General features: G+C 68.6%; 11 protein-coding genes. All 11 read right to left on the bottom strand.

Annotated features, from left to right (window positions below; translation table 11 throughout):
• Positions 1–137: 137 nt before the first annotated feature.
• Entirely contained in the window at positions 138–1,346 is a 1,209-nt protein-coding gene (locus A8W25_RS01345) for an acetylornithine transaminase (RefSeq protein WP_267890359.1), read from the bottom strand.
• A complete protein-coding gene (argB, locus tag A8W25_RS01340) occupies positions 1,343–2,275 on the bottom strand; it encodes an acetylglutamate kinase (protein ID WP_079125738.1) in 933 nt (310 codons plus the stop codon). Before argB ends, A8W25_RS01345 begins: the two co-directional genes overlap by 4 nt.
• Positions 2,272–3,423 carry a bifunctional glutamate N-acetyltransferase/amino-acid acetyltransferase ArgJ gene (argJ, locus tag A8W25_RS01335; protein ID WP_067154399.1) on the bottom strand — a complete coding sequence of 384 codons (1,152 nt, stop codon included), beginning with the start codon at positions 3,421–3,423 and terminating at the stop codon, positions 2,272–2,274. Before argJ ends, argB begins: the two co-directional genes overlap by 4 nt.
• Positions 3,420–4,466 carry an N-acetyl-gamma-glutamyl-phosphate reductase gene (argC, locus tag A8W25_RS01330; RefSeq protein WP_067154396.1) on the bottom strand — a complete coding sequence of 349 codons (1,047 nt, stop codon included), beginning with the start codon at positions 4,464–4,466 and terminating at the stop codon, positions 3,420–3,422. Before argC ends, argJ begins: the two co-directional genes overlap by 4 nt.
• Before the next feature lie 348 nt (positions 4,467–4,814).
• Positions 4,815–5,555 (bottom strand): DUF2470 domain-containing protein, encoded by a 741-nt coding sequence (locus tag A8W25_RS01325; RefSeq protein ID WP_067154392.1) that lies wholly within the window; start codon positions 5,553–5,555, stop codon positions 4,815–4,817.
• 663 nt (positions 5,556–6,218) lie between these two features.
• The gene (locus A8W25_RS01320; protein WP_158942357.1) at positions 6,219–9,239 is read right to left on the bottom strand and encodes an NB-ARC domain-containing protein; all 3,021 of its coding nucleotides are present in this window, start codon (positions 9,237–9,239) and stop codon (positions 6,219–6,221) included.
• Between the two features lie 1,241 nt (positions 9,240–10,480).
• Entirely contained in the window at positions 10,481–12,271 is a 1,791-nt protein-coding gene (locus A8W25_RS01315; protein WP_067154386.1) for an ABC transporter ATP-binding protein, read from the bottom strand.
• Positions 12,268–14,139, bottom strand: a complete 1,872-nt coding sequence (locus A8W25_RS01310) for an ABC transporter ATP-binding protein (RefSeq protein ID WP_067154383.1) — start codon at positions 14,137–14,139, stop codon at positions 12,268–12,270. The genes A8W25_RS01315 and A8W25_RS01310 overlap by 4 nt, the downstream gene beginning before the upstream one ends.
• Positions 14,136–15,113 carry a phosphotransferase gene (locus tag A8W25_RS01305; RefSeq protein WP_067154380.1) on the bottom strand — a complete coding sequence of 326 codons (978 nt, stop codon included), beginning with the start codon at positions 15,111–15,113 and terminating at the stop codon, positions 14,136–14,138. Before A8W25_RS01305 ends, A8W25_RS01310 begins: the two co-directional genes overlap by 4 nt.
• Positions 15,110–17,875 carry an amino acid adenylation domain-containing protein gene (locus tag A8W25_RS01300; protein WP_234386094.1) on the bottom strand — a complete coding sequence of 922 codons (2,766 nt, stop codon included), beginning with the start codon at positions 17,873–17,875 and terminating at the stop codon, positions 15,110–15,112. Before A8W25_RS01300 ends, A8W25_RS01305 begins: the two co-directional genes overlap by 4 nt.
• 192 nt (positions 17,876–18,067) lie before the next feature.
• Positions 18,068–18,334: a phosphopantetheine-binding protein gene (locus A8W25_RS01295; protein WP_158942355.1), complete on the bottom strand. Its 267-nt coding sequence runs from the start codon at positions 18,332–18,334 to the stop codon at positions 18,068–18,070.
• Between the last annotated feature and the right edge of the window lie 29 nt (positions 18,335–18,363).

Genomic DNA, 18,363 nt, shown 5'->3' with positions numbered 1-18,363 from the left:
ACCGGACACCGTGGACGACGAGGGGGCGGGCCCCGTGAGGAGCCCGCCCCTGCATTTCGCCCCTGCCTTTCGCTACCGCGACGGCGGACGGTGCCCGCGGTGCCAGGCCGGGTGGCCCCGCCACCCGGCCTGGGCCGTCATGCGTGCGCGAGATCGCTGTCGTCGTACGCGGAGTCGAGGATCGCGGACAGTGCCGCCACCAGGGCATCGGCCTGTTCCGTCCGCAGCGTGAGGGCAGGGGCCAGCCGGATGACGCCCGGGCCCGCGGCGTTCACCAGGAACCCGGCGTCCTGCGCCGCTCGCTGCACCCGCGCTGCCACCGGCTCGGCGAGCACGATGCCCAGCAGCAGCCCCGCGCCCCGCACTTCGCGGACCAGGGGGTGCCGCACTGCCTCGATACCGCGTCCCAGCCGCTCGCCCACGCGCGCGGCGCGGGCCAGCAGGCCCTCCTTCTCGATGGTCTCCAGGACGGCGAGCCCGGCCGCGCAGGCGATCGGATTGCCGCCGAAGGTGGAGCCGTGCTGACCGGGGGTCAGGAGGTCGGCGGCGGCACCGCAGGCGACCACGGCGCCGATCGGCAGGCCGCCGCCCAGCCCCTTGGCCAGAGCGATCACGTCCGGGTCCACGCCGTCGTCCGCCTGGTGCGCGAACCAGTGGCCGGTGCGTCCGATCCCGGTCTGCACCTCGTCCAGGACGAGCAGGCTGCCCGTCGCCCGGGTGATCTCACGGGCGGCCCGCAGATACCCCTCGGGCGCCGGAACGACCCCTGCCTCACCCTGCACCGGTTCCAGGACGACGGCCGCGGTCCGTTCCGTGACGGCCGCGCGGAGCGCCGCCGCGTCGCCGTACGGGACGTGCGTCACCTCCGCCGCCAGCGGCAGGAACGGGGCGCGCTTGGCCGGCTGACCCGTGAGGGCCAGTGCCCCCATGGTGCGCCCGTGGAACCCGCCCTCGGACGCGACCAGGTGCGGACGCCCGGTGCGGCGGGCGATCTTGAAAGCGGCCTCCATGGCCTCCGTGCCGGAGTTCGCGAAGAACACCCTGCCCGGCCTGCCCAGCAGGTCCAGCAGCCGCTCCGCGAGCGTGACGGACGGTTCCGTGATGAACAGGTTCGACGTGTGGCCGAGCCGTCCGGCCTGCTCCCGTACGGCCGTGACCAGGGCCGGATGCGCGTGCCCGAGGGCATTGACGGCGATCCCGCCGGTGAAGTCCGTGTATGCGCGGCCGTCCTCGTCCCACACCGTGCTGCCCTCGCCCTTGACCAGCGCCAGTGGGGGAGTGCCATACGTATCCATCATCACCGCGCGCCAGCGGTCGGTGAGGGGGGTCGTGCTGTCGGGGGTCACGCGTCGTCCTCCATGCCGCCGAGCCTTTCGGACCCGGATTTCTCATCGGGTACCACCGTGGTGCCGGGTCCGTGTTCGGTGAACACCCCGCGCAGCAGCGCGTGCGGCACCCGGCCGTCGACGACCTGCGCCCGGGGGACGCCCGCTCGTACGGCCCGCAGACAGCCCTCCATCTTGGGGAGCATGCCGCTCGCCAGACCGGGCAGCAGGGCGTCCAGTTCACCGGCCGTCAGACGGCCGATGACCTCGGTGCTGTGCGGCCAGTCCGCGTACAGCCCCTCGACGTCGGTCATCATGACCAGCCGGTCCGCCCCGAGGGCCACGGCCAGTGCCGACGCCGCGAGATCGGCGTTGATGTTGTACACCTGGCCGTCCTCGCCCCGGGCGACAGGGGAGACCACGGGGATGCGGCCCTGCTCCAGGAGCGCGCCGATGGTGGCGGCTTCCACGGCCACGATGTCACCGACCAGCCCGATGTCCACCGGTCGGCCGTCCACCCAGGCCGGGCGCCGCACCGCGGTCATCGTGTGCGCGTCCTCGCCCGACAGGCCCACGGCGAACGGCCCGTGGGCGTTGATGGCCCCCACCAGCTCCCGCTGGACCCGGCCGGTAAGCACCATGCGTACGACGTCCATCGTCTCCGGCGTGGTCACCCGCAGCCCGGCCTCGAAGCGCGTCTCCAGACCGAGCCGGTCGAGCAGCGAGCTGATCTGCGGGCCGCCACCGTGTACGACGACGGGCCGCAGCCCCGCCTGCCGCAGCTCCACCACGTCCTGGGCGAACGTCCGGTGCAGCGAAGGGTCCACCATGGCGTTGCCGCCGAACTTGACGACGACCGTACGGCCCTGGAGCTCCTCGCGCCACGGCGGTTCGGCTGCCTCGGGCCGAGTGGTCGCGCGCTTCGTCTCCGTCGCCCCCGCCCCGCTCATGAGCTGTACGCGCTGTTCTCGTGGACGTACTCGGCCGTCAGGTCATTGGTCCAGACGACGGCGGAGGAGTCACCGGAGCGCAGGTCCACGGTGATGGTGATCCGGCGGTCCGACAGGGCGACCTCGTCCCGGGACTCGCCCTCGGCGCCGTCCCGGCACACCCACACGCCGTTGATCGCCACATCCAGACGATCGGGGTCGAAGGCGGCGGACGTCGTGCCGATCGCCGACAGCACCCGGCCCCAGTTCGGGTCCTCGCCGTGCAGCGCGCACTTGAGGAGGTTGTTGCGGGCGATGGAGCGGCCCACCTCGACGGCGTCCGCCTCCGAGGCCGCGCCGACGACCGCCACCTCGATCTCCTTGGAGGCGCCCTCGGCGTCGCCGATGAGCTGGCGGGCCAGGTCGTCGCAGACGGTCCGGACGGCGGCGGCGAACTCGGCGGCGGCGGGCGTGATGTCCGAGGCGCCCGAGGCCAGCAGCAGCACGGTGTCGTTGGTGGACATGCAGCCGTCCGAGTCCACCCGGTCGAAGGTGGTGCGTACCGCCTCGCGCAGTGCCGAGTCGAGCACGTCGGCGCTGACGTCGGCGTCCGTGGTCAGGACGACGAGCATGGTGGCCAGGCCGGGGGCGAGCATGCCCGCGCCCTTCGCCATACCGCCCACCGTCCAGCCGGACCCGGTGGCGACCGCCGTCTTGTGGACCGAGTCGGTCGTCTTGATGGCGATCGCCGCGTCCTCGCCCCCTTCGGGCGAAAGCCGGTCCGCGGCCGCGGCGATGCCGGCCGTCACCCGGTCCATCGGCAGCCGGACCCCGATCAGGCCGGTGGAGCACACGGCGACCTCGTCCACGGCCACGTCCACGCCGCGTGCGGTGCGCTCGGCCATCTCCCGGGTGTCGTCGGCGCCCCCGGGCCCCGTACAGGCGTTGGCGCCACCGGAGTTGAGGACGACGGCGGAGATCCGGCCGTCGGCGAGCGCGCGACGGGACCAGCGTACGGGTGCGGCCTGCACACGGTTCGAGGTGAAGACACCGGCGGCGGCGCGCGACGGCCCCCGGTTCACCACCAGGGCCAGGTCCGGGTCACCGGACTCCTTGATACCGGCGGCCAGTCCGCAGGCGAGGAATCCCCGGGCGGCGGTCACACTCACGGAGCCACTCCATTCGTGGGCAGGCCCAGCCGTTCAGGCAGGCCGAGGGCGATGTTCATGCTCTGCACCGCGCCACCCGCGGTGCCCTTGGTCAGGTTGTCGATGGCGCTCACGCAGATCAGCCTGCGGGCCTCGGGGTCCACGGCGATCTGCACCTGGACGCTGTTCGAGCCGAGGACGGCGGCGGTGGCGGGCCACTGCCCGGGCGGCAGCAGCCGTACGAACGGCTCGTCCTTGTATGCGGCTTCGTACACGGCGCGCACCTCGTCCTCGGACGCGGTGGCCAAGGCCCCCGCCGCCGGGCGGAGGCGGGCCGAGCAGGTCGCGAGGATGCCGCGGGGCATGGGCGCCAGGGTCGGTGTGAAGGAGACCGTGACGTGCTCGCCCGCCGCTCGGGACAGGTTCTGGGCGATCTCGGGGGTGTGCCGGTGGCCGCCCCCGACGCCGTACGGGCTCATGGACCCCATCACTTCGGCCCCGAGGAGGTGCGGTTTGAGCGAGCGCCCGGCGCCGGAGGTCCCGCTGGCGGCGACGATCACGGCCTCGGATTCGACGAGACCGGCGGCGTGGGCGGGGAACAGCGCCAGGGTGACCGCGGTGGGATAGCAACCGGGCACTGCGATCCGGGAGGCCCCCTCCAACTCGTCCCGGGTTCCCGGCAGTTCCGGAAGTCCGTACGGCCAGGTACCGGCATGCGCGGAGCCGTAGAACCGCTTCCAGGCGGCCGGGTCCCGCAGCCGGAAGTCGGCGCCGCAGTCCACGACGAGCGTGCCGGGCTCCAACTCCTGGGCCAGGGCCGCCGACTGTCCGTGGGGCAGGGCCAGGAACACCACGTCATGGCCGCGCAGGGAAGCGGCGGAGGTGTCCTGCAGAATCCGGCCGGCGAGCGTCGGCAGCTGCGGTTGTACGGAACCCAGCGGGCGGCCCGCACTCGTGTGCGCGGTCACCGCGCCGATCTCGACGGCGGGATGCGAAGCCAGCAGGCGGAGCAGTTCACCGCCCGCGTAGCCGCTGGCACCGGCCACCGCGACCCGTACGGTCATGTTCTTCCGTTCTCTTTGTTCGTGTGGGGGTTGTCGACACGGGTCGGTGCCGTGGCTGTCGTCGGCGTGCGGCGCTCACACTTCCTGGCGGGTGTTGTGCTGCTCGGCCCCGGTCACTGTCCCGGTCGCGCATTCCACTGCACTGCGGGCGGCCATCATTAGCTTAGCCTAACCTAAGCTACCTCTCGCTTGGTCCCGCCTGCGCGGCCCGTCGGCAACCGGGTGCGCGCGGCCGCCGCTTGGGTGCGGCCACGTGACTGCTTGCCGCGGACCGGGCCCGGTGGGCGCGCGGCCAGGGTGGCTCAGGGGCAGCGGCACAAGCCCCTGGGGGTGTTCGCGCCGACGGGACTACACCCGAGTCGATCGACTCCAGGGGGAGTGCTGCAGGTTCGCGCACCGGCGAGGAGCCGTGAGGAGCTGCCGGACCTGCTCGCCGGCCTCCGCCGTGTCACGGGCCGTAGCCGGGAACGGGAAACGCAGGTCGCAGTGACCCCGGCGGTATTCGCAGCGCAGGGTGATGCCGTGGCGGTCCAGGGCGAGCGGAGCGGTACGGAGGATGCCGGGCGGCAGCTGTGATCCGGCGCGGATCACGAGCTCCGCCACCATGTCCCCGTGCGCATCGGCCAGATGTGTCAGCATCGCGGCCTCGTCGACGGCGAGTGGATCCGGCTCGGCGAGGGCGACCTCGTCGAGCCCGACGTCCAACGAACCCGCCGTGGTCCGCAGTGTCACACGCGCGGTGTCGAGGCGCAGCCGCCCCTCGTCATGCCCTCCGCCGGCCGGGGTGAGCCAGCCGGAGATCGTCACCTTCGCCCGGATCCGGTCGCGCACCGCGGTCGCCGCGACGTCGGTGAACTCCAGCAGCGTGGCGAGATTGCCGTGAGGGGCCATGGCGACCTGGGCCGACAGCGGGCTGTCCGCCGGGGGGTGAAGGCAGATCCGTCCCTTCGGGCCGACGGAGTGCATGCCGATCAGGTCGTAGTCCTGCCCCTCCGTGGTGAGGGACAGGGATACGGCCTGGGCCAGCAGGGAGCGGACGCGTTCGGCGGGGGTGAGCTCGGCCGGCGCGGCGTCTGCGGCAGCACTCAAGGCAACTCCTCGTGAGGCGGGGGTCTCAGATCAATGCGAGTGAGGTAAGGCTAACCTAACTAACTGCCACTGGCGTGTCCAGGGCCGCGCTGGAGCGGCGAGTGCGGAGTGCTGGTCAGGAGCGGGGTAACGGTGGGAGGGAACGGGAGGTTCGCCATAGTGCGGTTCGGCTCCGAGTGGGCGCAGCAAAGGTGCCTGACCTGCAAGAGCGCAGGTCAGGCACCTTTGCTTGTGCCCCTAGAAGAAGCCCAGCTTCTTCGCCGAGTAGCTCACCAGCAAGTTCTTCGTCTGCTGGTGGTACAGCACATGCGCCCCTATTGACCTGGGGAAATGGCACCCTGTAAGGCTCACGGGCGGAGACTGGTCCGGGGGTGGTCCGGATCTTGGTAGCTGCTGGCCCGGGCGGCAGGGGCGGTTGGGAGTGGGAAGTCGTGGGAGCGATCGGGAGAATGGAGGACGCTCTCGCGGGTGGCCCGTCCTATCAACTACGGCGGGTGGTGGCGCTGGCCTTTCCCAGGGCGGGCCTGAGCGCCAAGACCATCAAGGTGTCCGGACTCCCGCCGGACACCAGGGCGCCGTGTGAGCCTGGCTGCTGTCATCGGCAGGGGGACTTTCGACCACCTGCACCGCGTGGTTCGAGTCCGCCGGGAAAGCGTGAGCAGCTCAATCGCCGCTGAGCCTCATGCTGACAGCGGAAGCGGAGACGACCTGGGAAAGTAGCCGCCAACCGAACTCGTCTTCCCGGGCGAGTGCCGCCGCGTCGAGACCATTGAGGACCTCGTGGATTTCGCGAATTGCGTCGTGCTCCCGGTCGCACACGGCTTCCAGGAGGCGCAGCGTCTGCATCTTGAAGGGCATGCAGGTCACCCCTGCTTGGAGACTGAGATGTTCAACCGCCATGCGCGCCGTGATGCTGACGAGAAGTGATAGCAGCTGCTGGCACTCGGGGGAGGGTGGTGTGTCGGCTTCGCCGATGAGGATCATGAATGCGGTGCGGCATTCGGGCACGCCGCAGGCGGCAGCCAGCCCCACTCGCAGCCCCACGTTGTGCAGGGTCTTGGCGATCACCTGCGGGTGCATCGTCTGCTCGACCGCGTACGCGTGAATGGTTTGAAGGTGTTCCAGGGCATCGTTCCATCGATGCTGAGAGGCCAGGGACTCGGTGAGGAGTCCTGTCAGTTCGAGGCGTTGTGGGCCGCGAAGGCCGTTATCCTCAAGTAGCGTTCGGCAGCGCTGCTCGACTTCCTCGTCGGTCATGAGCCCGGTCGTGAGGGCGTCATTGATCTGGCCGATCTCGCGCTGAATACGCAAGGGCTCAGTGGCCGGCATTCGTTGGCGCAGGGAGGCGAAATCGGCTGTGAGGGCTTGCACCTCTGGTTCCAGGACGCCACGGCCGGTGTGACTGCTGAGCACCGTCAGGCAGTTGGTGACGGCCATGGACACGTCCTCGGGCCGGGAGTCGGCCAGTTGGAAGGCGAGGTCTCGGGCGCGTTGTAGATGGGGCAGCCACACCGCCGATGCTTCTCCGGTGTTTCTCAGTACGTCCGCGAGCTGGGAACGGGTCTTCAGTTCGAGGCCGGGGGCCGGTTCCTTGCGGTTCAGCAGGTACTCCAGCTCGTTCTCGAATGCCTGCCGGGCGTCGTCCAATTTCCCCCGCAGCACGTAGGTACCGGCCAGGTTGCCCCACATGACCGCCAGCGTATCCGTGGCAATGCCCAGTCGGCTGGCATGGCTGGCCAGGCTCTGCACGTGCGGCAGGATCGCCAGGAGATGCTTGTCGTCATTCGCCTCAATGAACGCCGTCAGCCATCCCTGAGCGTGGTACGCAGCTCGGCTCAGGATCTCGGACACGTCAGTGCGGCCTTCCGCCAGCGAGCGGATGATGTGCTGCACGATCTCGTTGACGTTGATCGTGTCGTCGACGCCTTCACAGTGTGCGGTGGACCATTTCTGCTGAGGCAGCGTGCACAGGGGTTCATCACGCCGGGCCAGTGACTCGGCACGAAGCGCACGATGCATCTCGTGGGCGGTGAAAGGGACCTTGGCCTGCGGGCCGAAGACCGCCGGATGGCGAAGCCCCGACCGGACGGCGTTGTCGCTGGACATCAGGGTGGAGAAGTAGAGGAGCCAGATCGGAATCTGCCGGGAGGCGAAATAGGCTGCGGGGAAGAGCGCGTGGGCTGCGCCTTCGGATGCCGGCTGCAGCTCTTCCTTGCCCATCAGGCGTTCCAGAGCCAACCGGATGGCTCCGACCAACGTCTCGGGGTACCCGTGCGGGATGGCGGCTCGGTCATTCAGTGCCAGATCACGGATCTGCTCCAGATAGCGGCCCGCTTCCTTGAGCCCGAACTCGTAACCGGCAAGGTGACCGCAGGCGAGCTCTATCGCCAGTGGCCAGCACTCAAGCTGTTCTGCGAGGGCCGCAGCAGTCCGCTCGCTGACGGTATCCCAATCTCCCTCGTGGTGCAGGCGCATCCTGATCAGCTCCGTGGCCTGATCGGGAGTCATGCTCTGGATGGCTACCTTGGCTCGCTGGGTTGCCCAACTGACCTGGTTGGTCGATGTAATGAGGACGTGGCCGCGCCCGCTTGTCGGGACCCAAGGATCCACCAAACGGCGGTCGACGACATTATCGATGATCATGAGCCAGGGGCGTGCTGAGGAGCTGAGTAGCGTGCGCACCCGGTCACGGAGTCGACTGCTGTCCGTATCTGGGCCGTTGCCCGTGCGACGGAGCAGCCAATCGTGAATGCTCTGGAACGAGGAGTGCAAGGAGGTGCTGCTCTCGCCGTTCACCCAGAAGATGTGGTCGTAGGAGTCGGCCATGTCGTAGGCGTAGTCGGCGGCGGTACTCGTTTTGCCGATGCCGGAGGGGCCAAGCAGCGCGCAGGTGGGAACCGTGCGTTCCCGTCCGCCACTTGTTAGTGACGCGCGGATACGGTCGATGAGATCCGGGCGGGGGACATCTGGTGCGGTGGGCACTGCCCCCACCATGATCCCCCAGTCGAACCCGCCGAGTTCATAGGCCAGATGGCGACCGGGAGTCAGGAGCTCCTCGCGGAACTCCGCCAGGGGGAATACGCCGTCGAACTCGCCTGAAGCGCGACGGTGGATCTCGAATGCCAGATAGTTCGTAAGTCGGCCGGCAGACTCATGGCCAAGACCGCGGCAATGCTCGTTGCGGAGTCGCCGCATGCGTTCCCGCAGCTGTTCCCGCAGTTGATATCGCTGCCTGGAATCCACCGAGATTCGTGCGCGCCCCAGTCGGTGTAGCTCGTCATCGCTCATGCCCGCCGGCTCGTCTCGCCAGCGTCCGCGCTCCATCAACCGCTGAAGGTGCTCGCGGAGCTCGTGTGGATCGTGGACGCTCAAGGTCTGGTTCAGCTGCACCGCCTTGGGGTGGAGCCGCATGTTCGTGATCAGTCGATACGACCCTGCCCGCGGCCGTGCGCGGATCATCCGAAGCAGGATTCCGAACGCATCAGGAGCAGACATCTCCGTGCCTGGACCGCCGGACTTCACCTGGGTTGCATGGATGCTGCCGCGGTGCTGGTCGACGAGTTCGAAGTCGATTGCGTCGGGGTCCGCCGAGTCCTCATCCGGGGTGATTGCGGGTTCGATCAGCGCTGCAGCCACTCCGAAGTAGCGGTCTTCTGCGGCATCGAGAAGCGCTTCCAGTGTCACGAGGTACTGGTATTGGAACCCATCTGCTGCCGCCTGCCCCCCTCGCTCCGCCACCCGTTGCCCTCCCGCTCGTATGAAGGTAACCAACCTATCGGGCACCTCGGACATAGGTCGCCTGAGACCGTACGGCGGTGGGCCGGCCTAGGCATGGTGTGCTGCGGTCTAACCACTGAGCTTGACTCTGTCGGCGATCTTGGGGTTTCTCGGTGCGGCAGCATGGTCAACGGGCATGCTCGGGTAGCTCCGCCGACCTACGAAGTTGTCGAGGTGCTCGTTGTCCCTCCCGCCCCACTCCGTTGAGCAAGTCCCGTCTCTGACCGTGCAGATCGCGCGGGCGAGCAACCCAGGCGGTACGACGGTGATGGGGGGGGTGAGAGACCGCCGACGGGTTGTGGCACGACGAGGACTTCGCCGGCCGGTGCCCATGCCACGGACGCCCCGCTCTCTCGCCCGCCCAGCCGGCCACCGTCCGTGTGCTGCAGACCCTGCTCGGCCTGTCGGACCGGCAGGCAGCGGAAGCGGTCGGTTGCCGCATCGACCGCCCTGGCCATGGAGCTGGACGACCCCGATTTCCACCACAGTGTCCATATCCCTGCATGACGCCCTGCACCGGCGTGAAAATTGAGCCGGCGGCTGTAGCGTCGGCGGCCGCTGCTGACTTCCATCCGCGTCGTCGCGGGTCCCGCGGGTGCGGGGATCGCCATCAAGGCGGACAGGCGTACTTGCGGCTGCACCTAGGGGCAGCGGGGGCGCAGTCCCCCGTCGCGGGCCAGGGCGTCCAGTTCGACGGCGAGTAGGGCCGGCAGCTGGGTCTGCGCCGGGGACATGACCCCGACGAGGCAATTGTCGGGTTGGCAGGCCGACGCGGAAAGGGTGGCTGCCTTGGTACAGGTGTAGCGGGATCTCCCCGCCGCCAGTTGTAACGCGGGCGCCCCCTAGCGCAACTGGCGTCACCGCCCCGAGGGGACCCTGGGTGGCGAGGCCGAGGTGGCAGCAGTGTCACGTCACCCTGCGTACAGCCGACCAGGTCAAAACCATCCTGCGCTTCTGCCCACCCGACCAGACTGTTGCACTCCGCTACGCCCGCTACATGTAGTGGGCGTAGCGGAGGTGACGCCGACTAGCCGGGGCCGGTGCCGATGCAAGGCGCAGCGGCACAGAGGCTGGCGGTTACTTCGAGCCGGACGGTCGAGGCCATTCGGAGCCCGACACGATGCGCTGTGCAGTACGGGGCACGAAAGCTACGAAGCCCGATAGGCATGAGCTTGGATGCCGTACAGCTCCGCGTAACGGCCTCCTATGTCCATGAGCTCGGCGTGAGTGCCGCGTTCGCTCAGGTGGCCTTTTTCCAGTACCAGGATGAGGTCGGCGCCTGTGACGGTGGAGAATCGGTGCGAGACGATCACTGTGATGGCACCGGTGCGAGTCGCGAGATCGCGAGCGCGCTTCATGTAGCGCTGGAAGATTGCCTGTTCGCTGGGTGCGTCGAGGGATGCCGTCGGTTCGTCGAGGATGAACAGTAGCGGGTCGGTCCGCATCGAGGCCCGGGCCAGCGCGGAGCGCTGCCACTGCCCTTCGGACAGATCCGTTCCACCGAGCTCCCGGCCCAGCAGGGTGTCCAGGCCTGCTGGCAGCTGCTCGAGAATGTCGTCTGCCGCTGCTTCACGCAGAGCGTCCGCGATGCGGTCCCGGTCTTCCAGGTGGGCTAGGTCGCCCAAGCCCACGGTGTTGGCGAGGGTGGTGTGGAATCGTCCGAAGTCCTGGAACGCTGCCGTGGAACGGGCGCGCCAGGCCGCTGTGTCGATCTTGTCCAGGTTCTCGCCGTCGACGAGTATGTGGCCCCCGTCCGGTCCGTAGAACTTGCAGAGCATCTTCACCAGCGTTGTCTTGCCGGAGCCGTATTCGCCCACGATGGCCACAATGGATCCGGCCGGTAGCGTCACGCTGATGTTAGTAAGTGCTTGGCGGTCCGTTCCCGGATAGGTGTAGGAGACGTTCTCCAGCTCGATGCCACGGGTCAGTCGCGGCGCGGGTTCGCGGGGCGAACGGCCGGCGGAGTGCTGGGCGGCGTACTCACGCAGCCACAGGAACGGTTCGATGTACTGGCCCGCTCCGGCCGCAGTGGTGGTGCTGTCCACCGCGGACTGGACCGTCTGCCGGAAGGTCGCTGCGACGGTCACCAGGAGTACGAGATCCCCGACGGTGCCGTGTCCCTGGGCCGTTCGGTGGACGACGAGGACGAGGCCGCCGATGAAGGCGGCGGTGAAGAGCGTCCAGCCCGCGAGCTTCCAGGCTGCTGCCACCACCTGGGCGTTGAGCCGCCGGCGCATAGCCGAGTCCCAGGCGGCCGCCTGTCGGCGGACGATGTCACTGGCGGCGCCGGACACCCGGATCTCCTTCCCGCTAGCCGGTCGCGTAGCCAGGTCGAATAGATGCTGCTGCAGGCGGTACGGCTCGGCCGTGGCCAGCTCCGCGTGCGTGATAGCCCTCAGCCCCCGGCGGTCGCACACCACGGGTATCGCTGCGGCTGGCAGGAGCAACAGGAGCCACGGGCTGATGCTGCCCAGCAGCAGGAGGGTGACGACCAAACGCAGCAGGCTGGACACCGAGCGCAGGGCGCTCCACATGCCGCCGACGAGGCGGCCGCCCGCCTTACGCACCACGGTGACGCGGTCCAGGTAGTCCGTACGTTCCAGGTGCTCCAAGCCGTCCAGTGTCGCGAGCTCCCGGTGGACCCAGGGATGGACTTCGAGTCTTCCGACTTGGTCTGAGGCCGTCAGTATCAGGCTGTCGGTGAGTTCCTGCACCACCAGCATCAGGGCGTAGGCCACCGCCGCGCCGATCGCTGACAGCACCGCCGCAGTTACCGCGCCCCGGGAGGTGGCGTTCACCACTGCCCGCAGCGTGAGGGCCGTGGCTGCGACGGTGACCACCTGACCGGCCAGTGCTGCCAGCGCGCCGGCGGTCAGACCGGGGACGCGGCGCCAGGACATACGAAACAGCTCGGCCCACAAGGCGATGTAGCGCCTCACAGCAGGCTCCCTTCGGTGGGCAGGCCGTCTGCAGAATCGTCGAGATCCTGCTGAAAGCGTTCGGACTGGATAGCGAACAAGTCCGCGTAGGCGCCGCCTAGGGCGATCAGCTCATCGTGAGTGCCGGTCTCGGTGATGCGGCCTCCGTCGAGCAGGACGATCCGGTCGGCCTGCCGCACGGTCGACAGACGGTGCGAGATCAGTACGACACTGGTGTTGCCGCGGTGCTGGGCGAGTCGATGAAAGACGTCGAACTCGGTCCGTACATCGAGGTGAGCAGTCGGTTCGTCGAGAACAAGCAATCGTGCGCCCTTGCGCACTGAGTACAGCGCCCGGGCAAGGACGACCTGCTGCCACTGGCCGCCTGATAGGTCGACTCCTCCGGTGCGGCTGCGCGCCAAAGGGGTGTCCCAGCCGTCGGGCAACCGCTCCAGGACGTCGTCGAATCCTGCTTCCGTCGCGGCGGCCTGCACTGCGGCCAGGTCGGCTGGCTCGCTCGCCTGGCCAAGGGCGACATTGTCGGCCGCCGGTAGTTCGTAGCGGACGAAGTCCTGGAAGACCACAGAGACGTGGGTGCGCCAGGCCTCCCAGCCCAAAGTCCGCACCTCCGTGTCATCGGCGGTGATGCGGCCAGAGTCGGGTTCGTACAGACCTGCCAGCAGTTTGATCAGGGTGGACTTCCCCGCGCCGTTCAGGCCGACTACGGCGAGCAACTCGCCGGGGTGAATCTCAAGATCGAGCCGGTCGAGGATCCTTCGGTCGGTCCCTGGATACGTGAATGAGACGTTCTCGAATCGGACATGAGGCGGATTGGCGTACACGTTCGCCGCTGGCGGGAGGTCAACCGGCGTAGGCTTCTGCGGTTCGGGAAGAGCCATGTGGTCCCGCAATTCCTCCCTGGCGCGCAGCACACGGCCGGCGCTGACCATTCGGTACACCTCCTCGCCAGTGCCCAGTGCCTGGAACAGCGACCAGGCGGCGACCAGCACGGCGGTCTGTACATCGATGGGGGTTCGGCCGTGGGCCGCGTCGTAGGTGACCGCGACATAGACGGGCAGCAGACCGATGAGGGCGAGGCCGAACTGCAGCCAGGACTGCCGCGCCACCCGAATCACATGCCCCCAGAAGGGCGCATTGCCCTTGTGGATGTGGCTTTGCATACGCTCCACCATCCAGTCGGCGAAACCGAAGACGCGCACGTCCTTGCCCTCGGCAGCGGAAGTCGCCGCGCTGCGCCACACATCAGCGTGCAGTTCCTCTTGGAGCGCAGCTCCGAGCGCGCGGATCGCCGCAAAGTACTGTCGACTGCGGATGTACAGGCCGGCCGCCGCAGGGATCAGGAGCGTCGGGGCGAGCCACCAGCTGTACCGGGCCAGGACGGCCGCCGCTGCCGCTGCGCCGATCAGCCGGGTGAGCCAGCGCAGTTGTGTGAGAGCTCCCTGGGAAGGCGGGGTCACACCATGGTCCGGTTCCGCCCCGGCCTCACGGATCAGCGCCTGGACACTGGGGGTCTCCAGCGGCGCGATCGAGGGGTGCCCCGTAGTCAGACGCATGATCTCAGCCCGGTGGCGGCCGTCGATGCGCGCTGCGGCGACGAACTCCAGGGGTTTGAGGAAAACCTCCGCCACATAGCCGACGAAGAGCGTCGCGCCGTAGGCGGCCAGAGGCAGTGCGACGGCGGAGGTCAGCTCATCGATGTTCGTCGTGTCCAGACGGTCCACGATTGTGCCGACGCCGAGGGCTACGGCCGCCGGTACCACGGCGTCGACAACGAGCAGGACGGTGAGCGCGAGCACGACCGGCAGGCCCGCCGTCCTCAGGGCGCGTAGCAGGAGCACCCCGTTGCCGGGAGTGCGTGCCGGAGTCATCGGATCTCTCCTTGCAGAATGCGATCGGTTTGCGAGGCTGCCAAGGCGGCCGTGAGTCTGCGCGCCCAGAGCCGCAGCATCAGCGCGTGGTCGTCGGCCGGGCCCACCTCGTCGATGATCCGAAGGTATGTTCCTACCTGGTGAGCGGCGCCCAGGATCGGCGAGGCGGCGCGGACGACCGCTAGGTCGTGCGGCGGCACGCGTGTGGCCCAAGCCTGGTAGAAGTCTGCTTCGACGGTACGGCTCAGCCGGTCGTCGGCGCCCAGGAGTGGTTGGGCGAGGTCAACGCATGGATGGGCTAGGCAGGCGTCCGTCCAGTCGATGTGCATCCAGCCGTGGGCTGTCCAGCGGGAGTTCTCCCCATTGACGTCACCATGTATCAGCGTAGCGGGCATGGCGCGCCTGTCGATGGCCTGGCAGAGCCGATCCAGCAACCCCAGTTGTGCGGCCAGTTCATGGCGGTCGGTGACTGGCAGCAGGTCGGTTCGCCGCACGAGTCCCGTGATGTCGGCAAGCAGCACTGGAAGCCTGCGGTCGGGGCAGCCAAGAGCCAGGATCTCGTCCTCCTGGCCGACGGTCGCCAGCTGGAGGTCGGCCACGGCGTCCAGGGGGTGGCCGATCGGGTTCCCGAGCTCAGCCGGGAGCGGGGTGGTGAGCAACCAGCCGGGTCCGAAGGCAACGACCTCCGGTACGAGTCCGGGGAGCAGATGCGAGATCCAGTGCGTTACGCGTCCCTCATGGGCGAACAGTGGTGGCACTGCTTTGAACCACAGAGGCCCCCGGTCGGTCGGGACTTCAAGGACCAGAGACACACTCCAGCACTTGACGGTGATGGGGGTCCCGGTGCGCGTCCCGCCGAGTCGGCTGAGCTGCCGGTCGATGATGCCCAGGGCGTGGTCCAGGTCGAGGTAGGCGAACCCGTTGCCGTGCGCCGTGTTGGCGCTGGGCATGTGCTGTCCGGTGGGGGTGGTCATGACTGCCCGGCCTCGCTTTCGTGGTGCCCATAGCCGCTGTCCAAGAACCGGGCCAACCGGCTTGCCGTCGGGTGGAGGTACAACTGCCGTAGAGGGACGGTGGGCAGGCCCCGTTCGCGCAGCGCGGTCGAGACGCGCATGACGTGCAGTGAGTTCGCGCCGGTCTCGAAGAAGTTGTCGTGTGGCCCGATCGGTACCTGCAGTACGTCCTCCCAGACGGTCAGAAGGTCACGGAGCAGCCATCCTCCGTCTGCCGCGGCCCGGCCGCGCCCACCAGACTCCGCCCGCTGGGCGGCTGTGAAGGGGAGCCGCTTGCGATCGAGCTTGCCGTTGAGTGTGAGAGGGAGGGCGTCAAGGGCAGTTACGCTGGCCGGCACCATGAACTCCGGCAGTACGGCGGCCAGCCGTCGGCGGACATCACTCGCCTCTCCCCTCGACAACACTACGTAGGCAGCGATCTGGCGGCCGGCGGGGTCGCGGGGGATGGTTTCTTCGAGTACTACGGCAGCCGAGACGACGGCAGGGTCGGCCAGTAGCGCGGCACTGATTTCGTCCGGTTCGATGCGGAAACCCCGAAGTTTCACCTGGTCGTCCAGTCGGCCAAGGTGCTCGAGGACGCCGTCAGGACGCAGCCGCCCCCGGTCGCCACTGCGGTACATCAGTCCGCCCGCCCAGGGATCGGGCAGAAAGCGGTCGCGGGTGAGTTGAGGGCGGTCCAGGTATTCCAGGGCCACCCCCGCACCCGCGACGTAGATCTCTCCTGGCGCACCGAAGGGGACGGGCCGCAGCCGCTTGTCCAGTACGTACACCCGCCAGCCGGGAAGCACGCGGCCCACCGACCGGGTGCCGTTCTGGACGTCGTGCCGGGTGAGGGTGTGGGCGGTGACGTGGACGGTCGTCTCGGTGATGCCGTACATGTTCACCAGACGGCACTCGGCTGCTGGGTGGCGGTCGAGCCATCCGCCCAGCGACCGGGCGTCCAGCGGTTCACCTCCGAAGATGACCAGGCGCAGCGCGAGGTCCGCACCGCCGAGCCAACGGTCCGCCTCCGCCAACTGCATGAAGGCGGTGGGGGTCTGGCTGACCACCGTGGCCCTTTCGTCGACCAGCAAGCGGTGGAACTCCTCGGGCGAGCGCGATACCCAGTACGGCACCACGACGAGGGTTCCGCCAGTGAGCAGAGCCCCCCAGATCTCCCAGACCGAGAAGTCGAAGGCACTGGAGTGGAAGAGCGTCCACACGTCGTCCGGCGACAGGGCGAAGTCCTCCTGGGTCGCGGCGATCAGGGACACCACGCCGCGGTGCGGGACCACTACGCCCTTGGGCTGGCCGGTGGAGCCGGAAGTGTAGATGACGTAAGCAGGCGAATCGGCGCCGCCCCGCGGTGCGGGAAGGCTCGCCGAGGGCACCTGTGCGGTGATTTCCGCAGGGCGAACGACAGGTATGCCCGGGACATCGGGGCCGTCGTCGCGGTCGGACACAACGACCCGGACACCCGCATCCGCCATAGTGTGCGCGAGTCGGTCGGCCGGATAGGCCGGATCCATCGGCACGTAAACGGCGTCAGCCTGGAGCACTGCCAAGATGGTGACGATCAGATCTGGCGATCTGCCAAGCAGCAGTCCCACGCGGTCGCCAGGTACGACGCCCAGCGCCCGCAACCCGGCGGCGCAGCGGCGGGCGCGTTCTTGCAGCTGCGCATAGGTCAGTGAGCGGCCCTCACTGCGTAGGGCTACGGCGTCGGGGCGTTCAGCAGCCTGGGCGGCGAACATCGTGTCGATGCGCTCGGCGATTGAGAGGGCGGACGCACGGCTCCCGCCAGCGGCCACCACGGCCCGCCGCTCGTCCGAGTCGAGTAGCTCGACGTCGTCCGGTGTCGGCGACCCGGTGGTCTGAGTGATTTGCTCGTAAACGTGTGCGGCATGTCGGACGAACCGCTCAGCCGTGTCTGGGTCCACATCACGCAGCCGGTAGTGGGCCTCCAGTTCGAGCGAATCGTCGGAATGTCGCCGAGGTACGAGAGTGAGCGGGAAAGGGGCCGTCTGGCAAGGCAGTTCACCGGTCCGGGCTTCAGGGAGGAACCCCACCATTACCCGGCCGACGTCTGCCTCGGCCGCAGTCCGGAAGCGGGTGGGATCCCAGTGGTCGTCCGGGGCGGCCAAACGGTGGCGGGCCTCGACGATCAGCTCGGCCGTGTCGGTGGCAGCATCCAGGTCGAAGTCCAGGAGCATGGCAAAATCCGCCCCGCCCAGGGAGTACCGCTGACGGGGGGCTGCGCCAGGTACGGCGCCGATAACGGGGTGCCGCTGATCCTCGTACCGGCCCAGCGCGATGCCGGCGGCCACGGCCAGCGGCGCAAGGACATCGCGGGATTCGCCCTTCAGAGAGGTACGGATGACGCCGGTGCGGTCAGTCGCGGCTGGGTTCGATGCCGCCCATTGCCCGCTTCCGAAGCCTGCCGCGAAATCCCGCCGCCCTCGGACGGCCGAGCAGGTAGGTGTGCGCAGCACTCGCTGCGCAGGTGCGGGCTCCAGAGCTTCGGGTGCCACGACACCGGTGGTGGCGTCGGCCAGGGCACGTAGCGAGGGCGCGTCCAGCACGGCCCGGCAGGCAATCAGGACCATATCTGTGGGGCCGTCGGCATAGCGGAGCAGCACACCGTCCACCATCGAGCCCGTTGGAAGTGGCCGATACAACTCCTCGTTGCGACAGCGCAGCCCGGTGTGGGATTCGGCATCGGCAGCTATGTCCACTTGGCGCATGGCGTGGCCACCTCTGCCCGGCAGTGCCTTTTGCACAGCTTCCCGCCAGGCAGTGGGCAGCACGGTGGTGTCCGTGGTCGCAGGCAGCCGGACGCATACGGCGTGGGTGTGCTCCGTAGGGGGGCCGTCACCCGGTATCGCCGGTGGGACGGCAGGGACAGTCACAGAGATCGTTCTCCAGAAAGGCGAGGGTTACTGCTGGGGCCGGTCGGCCGGATCCAGGGAGGGGGCGTCCAACGATGTGGTGAGAGCCGCGACATAGTCCGCGAACAGTGGATAGTCGAAGAGCAGCTGTGTCTCAGTGCGTGTCTGCAACGCCTCATCGAGTAGCACGGTGATGCGCATCGCCGCGAACGAATGGCCGCCCGACTCGAAAAAGTCCGTGGTGTCGTCGACGTCGGTACTGAGAACTTTGGCCCAGACTGCCTGCGCGTGGGTGCGGATGCGGCTGCTGTGCATGGACTCCTCCGGGGTCGCGCGTCGGCGCG

The sequence above is a fragment of the Streptomyces sp. ERV7 genome (assembly GCF_001653515.1).
Classification (GTDB): Bacteria; Actinomycetota; Actinomycetes; order Streptomycetales; family Streptomycetaceae; genus Streptomyces.
The sequence above is the reverse complement of the archived record's forward strand: the minus strand, read 5'-3'. Positions and strand labels throughout refer to the sequence as shown.

What these genes read in the sequence shown, in the direction of transcription:
- argB (WP_079125738.1), bottom strand. Translation starts at nt 2,275, where the DNA reads ATGAGCGGGGCGGGGGCGACGGAGACGAAGCGCGCGACCACTCGGCCC.
- argC (WP_067154396.1), bottom strand. Translation starts at nt 4,466, where the DNA reads ATGACCGTACGGGTCGCGGTGGCCGGTGCCAGCGGCTACGCGGGCGGT.
- A8W25_RS01310 (WP_067154383.1), bottom strand. Translation starts at nt 14,139, where the DNA reads ATGACTCCGGCACGCACTCCCGGCAACGGGGTGCTCCTGCTACGCGCC.
- A8W25_RS01305 (WP_067154380.1), bottom strand. Translation starts at nt 15,113, where the DNA reads ATGACCACCCCCACCGGACAGCACATGCCCAGCGCCAACACGGCGCAC.
- A8W25_RS01300 (WP_234386094.1), bottom strand. Translation starts at nt 17,875, where the DNA reads ATGCGCCAAGTGGACATAGCTGCCGATGCCGAATCCCACACCGGGCTG.
- A8W25_RS01295 (WP_158942355.1), bottom strand. Translation starts at nt 18,334, where the DNA reads ATGCACAGCAGCCGCATCCGCACCCACGCGCAGGCAGTCTGGGCCAAA.